General features: G+C 72.1%; 5 protein-coding genes and 1 pseudogene. 2 read left to right on the top strand and 4 right to left on the bottom strand.

What is annotated here, in order from left to right:
- Positions 1 to 84 precede the first annotated feature (84 nt).
- The gene (locus tag JHD21_RS21105) at positions 85 to 1,338 is read left to right on the top strand and encodes a hypothetical protein (protein WP_292679428.1); all 1,254 of its coding nucleotides are present in this window, start codon (positions 85 to 87) and stop codon (positions 1,336 to 1,338) included.
- Positions 1,287 to 2,546, top strand: a pseudogene (locus JHD21_RS21100) (M48 family metalloprotease); the annotation flags it as partial. The gene JHD21_RS21105 and the pseudogene JHD21_RS21100, both read left to right, overlap by 52 nt.
- Before the next feature lie 20 nt (positions 2,547 to 2,566).
- Here the strand turns inward: JHD21_RS21100 and JHD21_RS21095 are convergent.
- The 4 genes from JHD21_RS21095 to JHD21_RS21080 all read right to left on the bottom strand — a co-directional run bounded on the left by JHD21_RS21095 (position 2,567) and on the right by JHD21_RS21080 (position 4,256).
- Positions 2,567 to 2,746 (bottom strand): Flp family type IVb pilin, encoded by a 180-nt coding sequence (locus tag JHD21_RS21095; protein WP_292679430.1) that lies wholly within the window; start codon positions 2,744 to 2,746, stop codon positions 2,567 to 2,569.
- A gap of 99 nt (positions 2,747 to 2,845) precedes the next feature.
- Complete coding sequence (locus JHD21_RS21090) at positions 2,846 to 3,082, bottom strand: Flp family type IVb pilin (protein WP_292679426.1); 237 nt, start codon at positions 3,080 to 3,082, stop codon at positions 2,846 to 2,848.
- Positions 3,083 to 3,106: 24 nt separating this feature from the next.
- Positions 3,107 to 3,310 carry a Flp family type IVb pilin gene (locus JHD21_RS21085; RefSeq protein ID WP_292679425.1) on the bottom strand — a complete coding sequence of 68 codons (204 nt, stop codon included), beginning with the start codon at positions 3,308 to 3,310 and terminating at the stop codon, positions 3,107 to 3,109.
- A gap of 295 nt (positions 3,311 to 3,605) precedes the next feature.
- Positions 3,606 to 4,256: a response regulator transcription factor gene (locus JHD21_RS21080; protein ID WP_292679423.1), complete on the bottom strand. Its 651-nt coding sequence runs from the start codon at positions 4,254 to 4,256 to the stop codon at positions 3,606 to 3,608.
- Between the last annotated feature and the right edge of the window lie 61 nt (positions 4,257 to 4,317).

Raw genomic sequence — 4,317 nt, 5'->3', positions numbered from 1 at the left:
ACTCGATGCCGTACGTCGGCGCCGTCCGCCCCGGCTGAGCCCGCCTTCCCCGCACTGTCACCACCCGATCGCGATGATGGTGCGGTGACCGCGCCCGCCCGACGCCGCTGGGTGGTGGTGGCGTCGGTGCTGCTGCTGCTCGTGGTGGCGGCGGTGACCTACCTCGTCTCGCGCGACGAGGACTACCTGGCCTCGCCGGACGCGGTCACCCGACCCGACCCGGAGCCCGCGGAGGCGGTCCGGGTGCTGCGGGCGCTCGAGGACGCGGTGGCAGCTCGGGACACCGAGTCCGCCGTGGCCCTGGCCGGTGATTCCGCGGGAGGCGCCGACCTGCTCCGCGCGGTGGTCGCCAACGCCGAGGCGCTGGACGTCGCCGACTTCACCCTGCGCTACGTCGACGAGACGAGCAGCACCTCGGCCGACGGTGCCTGGACCGCCGCGGTGGACATGACCTGGCGCTTCTCCGGCTTCGACCGGGAGCCGGTGCGTGAGGAGGTCCTCGTCGGGTTCGACGCGACCGGGCCGGGGGCGTCGGTGACCGGCATCGGCGGTGGCGACCGGCGCACGCCGTTGTGGCTGGCCGCGCCGCTCGAGGTCCGGCGCGGCGCAGAGACGCTGGTGCTGGTCGACGGCTCCGCCGCGGACGCCGACCGCTATGCCGAGCGGGCGGTCGCCGCCGTGCCGGCCGTGCGTGCGGTGCTGCCGGACTGGCCCGGCGGCCTGGTGGTCGAGGTGCCGGACAGCGCGCAGACGCTCGACGCGATGCTGGCCGCCGACCCCGGCACCTACACCGACATCGCCGCCGTCTCGGCCACGGTCGACGGCACGCTCACCCCCACCTCGCCGGCGCACGTGTTCGTCAACCCCGACCTCTACCGCGACCTCGGGCCGGCGGGGGAGCAGGTCGTCATGACCCACGAGGCGACCCACATCGCGACCGACGCGCCGGTGACGAGCGGCATGCCGCTCTGGCTCCTGGAGGGTTTCGCCGACTACGTCGCCCTGCGGGGCACGGACCTGCCGATCTCGAAGACCGCGGGTCAGGTCATCGCCCAGGTCCGTGCGGAAGGCGTGCCCGAGGCCCTCCCGGGTCCTGCCGAGTTCGACGCGACCGCCGGCCACCTCGGCGCGGCCTACGAGGCGGCCTGGCTGGCCTGCCAGCTCGTCGCCGACCTGGCGGGGGAGGAGGGGCTGGTCCGGCTGTACGACGAGGTGAGTGGCGGAGCGGACATCGGGGCCGCACTGCGCTCCGGTGTCGGCCTCGACGAGTCGGAGCTGACCAGGCGATGGCAGGACCGCCTGCAGTCGCTCGCGGCCACGACGGCGGTGGCCGGGTGAGCGAGCGACGTACGTCGGCGGCGGTCGCGCTGGTCGCCGCGGCGGTGTTCGTCGTGCTGGCCGTGCTGTGGGTGCCGTGGGACCCGGTACCCGGGGGCGCGCTCCCCGCGGCGGACCCGTCGCGCTACTTCACCGACGCCGAGATCGCCCGGGGCGAGGACTTCGCCAGGTGGGCCCGGGTCTGGAGCTGGTCCTCCTTGGCCGTCTCACTGGTGCTGCTGTCGCTCCTCGGCCTCACCCGCGCCGGGCGTGCGCTGGTCGGCCGGCTGCCCGGGCCGTGGTGGGTGCAGGTCCCGCTCGCCGTCGCCGCGGTCGAGGTCGTGGTCCGCCTGCTGACCCTGCCGTTCGCGGTCCTGCTGCGCCGCCACGTGCTCGAGTTCGGGCTGTCGAACCAGGCGTGGGGTGCGTTCGCGGTGGACCTCGCGAAGTCCGAGGCGCTCGACGTCGCGGTCACCTCGCTGGTCGTGCTCGTGCTGGTGGGGTGCGCTCGCCGGTGGCCGCGCGCCTGGCCCGCGGTGGCCGGCCCCAGCCTGGCGGCGCTCGTGGTGGTGGGCTCGCTGGTCTACCCGCTGGTCGTCGAGCCGTTGTTCAACTCGTTCACGCCGCTGCCGGAGGGACCGCTGCGCGCCCGGATCCTGGACCTGGCCGATCGCGAGGGCGTGGACGTCGACGACGTCCTGGTCGCGGACGCGTCGCGTCGGACGACGACCCTGAACGCGTACGTGTCGGGCTTCGGGAGCACCCGCCGGGTCGTGGTCTACGACAACCTGGTCGACGACCTCGGGGAGGACGAGACGGTGTCGGTCGTCGCGCACGAGCTGTCGCACGCTCGGCACCGCGACGTCCTGGGCGGGACCACGCTCGGCGCGGCGGGCGCAGCGCTGGGGGTCGGACTGCTCGGCCTGGTGCTGTCGCGCCGGCGGACGGGCGACGCGCACGACGACGGTGGCGTCGCCCACCCGGGCAACGTGCCGCGTCTCCTGGCGCTGGTCGCGGTCGCCGGGTTGCTGGCAAGCCCCGTCCAGAACGGCATCAGCCGTCAGGTGGAGACCCGCGCCGATGTCGACGCGCTCCGGGTCACCGACGACCCGGACGCGTTCGTGGCGCTCCAGCAGCAGCTGGCCCGCCGGTCGGCCGCCGACCTGACGCCACCGGCGTGGTCCCACTGGTGGTTCGGGTCGCACCCGACCACGATGGCGCGGATCGCCCTGGCCGAGAGCCGGACGGCTCAGTCCGAGGTGCAGCCGCTGCCGGTGGCGACCGCGTCGCAGGTCGAGTTGAAGATGTCCCGGATGTTGTCGCCGAAGGCGAAGACGATGACGACGATCAGGGCGGCGATGCCGGCGATCAGGAGGCCGTACTCGACGGCCGAGGCGCCGCGCTCAGAGCTCTTGCGAGCGGCCAGCATGATGCGGAGGTAGTCAAGCATTTCGTTGCTCCTGGCTAGAGGGGGTCACCACGAGATGGCGATGTTCTGTCTGGGCGGGGGACCGCTCAGGGGTTCTTGCTACACGCAGTCGCCCTGGCCGCTTCCGGCGACGAGCTGCTGGCAGGTGTCCTCGAAGAGGACGTCGCCGATGCTGTCGCCGAAGGCGAAGACGATGACGGCGATCAGGGCGGCGATGCCGGCGATCAGGAGGCCGTACTCGACGGCCGAGGCACCGCGTTCGGTGCGACGGTTCCGGCTGAACCCCGAGCTCTGGCTGCGGACGAGTGTCCGCAGCCAGAGCTCGTGGGTGTTCATCCTCTGAAGACCGATGGACAGAGGTCAGTCGGAGGCGCAGCCCGTGCCGGTGGCGACGGCGTCGCAGGTCGAGTTGAAGATGTCCTGGATGTTGTCGCCGAAGGCGAAGACGATGACGACGATCAGGGCGGCGATGCCCGCGATGAGGAGGCCGTACTCGACGGCCGAGGCGCCACGCTCGCTGTTGGCGGTGCGGGCCGCGATCATGATGCGGAGGTAGTCCAGCATTGGTGTGTCTCCTTGAAGAGGGAATTCCCACGAGATGAGGCCGGTCTGCCTCATGTCCCCAATGGTGGCCACCTCCGGGTGCCCGTGTAGGCACAATGGGCCAGGTCAGTACGACTGGGGGACGGCATAGCCCGTTCGGACTATGCCCGCGGCCCCTGACAGCGGATGCCCACGACGCCGCCATCCGGCAGCAAGCCCCTGACCTGCGGGTTTGCGGGCCGGGTGCGCGTACGTCGACTAGTCCGTCTGGTCCAGACGGGTCATGGCCGAACGGCCTCCACGAGAGGCGGACGGGTCAGGAGTCGACGGGCCGGACGCTGGACAGCAGCCCGATCCGCATCGCGGTGACCAGCGCCTGGGCACGGTTGGTGGCGCCCAGCTTCTGGTAGATGCGCGCGATGTGCGACTTGGCCGTGGACTCGCTGAGGTAGAGCTTGTCGCCGATCGCCGCGGCGCCCAGGCCGTCGGCGAGCAGCAGCAGCACCTCGTGCTCGCGGTCGGAGAGCCGGGTCGACTCGGCGGTGCCGCGCCGCATCATCGCGCCCACGAGGCCGGTGCAGACGAAGGAGCGCGGTGACACGGCCGCGTGGCGGGCTGCCCTGACCACCTCGGACGAGGGTGCGTCCTTGCCGACGAAACCGGAGGCTCCGGCCTGCATCGCCGCGAAGATCTGGTCGTCGCCGGAGTGCATCGTCAGCACCACGAGACCGGTGGTGTTGCTGACCTTGCGGATGGACCGGACGATGTCGAGACCGGTCCCGTCCTGCAGCTGGAGGTCGGCGACGACGACGTCCGGCTGCAGCTCGTCGAACTTGCGCAGTGCCTCGACGACCGAGCCCGCCGTGGCGATGATCGTCATGTCCTGCTCGAGCTCGAAGACGCCGGCCAGACCGCTGCGGATCAGCTCGTGGTCGTCGACGAGGAGAACGGTGATGGGTGCGCTCATGTCAGTCTCCGGCTGTTGCGGGCGTCGTGCTGGGGTCGGTCGGGGGGTTCACGGGGGTCAC

The organism is Nocardioides sp. (assembly GCF_016462705.1).
GTDB lineage: Bacteria > Actinomycetota > Actinomycetes > Propionibacteriales > Nocardioidaceae > Nocardioides.
The sequence above is the reverse complement of the archived record's forward strand: the minus strand, read 5'-3'. Positions and strand labels throughout refer to the sequence as shown.